The 364-nt window shown below is 80.0% G+C and carries 1 protein-coding gene; it reads left to right on the forward strand.

Annotated elements, in window-relative coordinates; genetic code table 11:
* Positions 1 to 364, forward strand: a 364-nt coding sequence (locus RT91_RS22910; RefSeq protein WP_205409007.1) for a hypothetical protein, incomplete at both ends; no start/stop codon positions are given.

Raw genomic sequence — 364 nt, forward strand, 5'->3', positions numbered from 1 at the left:
CGGGCGCCACGGGTGCCACGGGCGCGATGGGTGCSACRGGTGCCACGGGCGCGACGGGTGCCACGGGCGCCACCGGCGCAACGGGCGCGATGGGTGCCACCGGAGCCACGGGCGCAACCGGAGCCACCGGAGCCGCCGGCGCGACGGGCGCCACCGGCGCAACCGGAGCCACCGGCGCGATGGGTGCCACAGGCGCAACGGGCGCGATGGGTGCCACCGGAGCCACGGGCGCAACCGGAGCCACAGGTGCCACGGGTGCCACGGGTGCCACAGGCGCGACGGGTGCCACGGGCGCCACGGGTGCCACCGGCGCGACGGGTGCCACAGGCGCMACSGGCGCGACGGGTGCCACGGGCGCCACCGG

The organism is Acidiphilium sp. JA12-A1 (assembly GCF_000724705.2).
Taxonomy (GTDB): domain Bacteria; phylum Pseudomonadota; class Alphaproteobacteria; order Acetobacterales; family Acetobacteraceae; genus Acidiphilium; species Acidiphilium multivorum.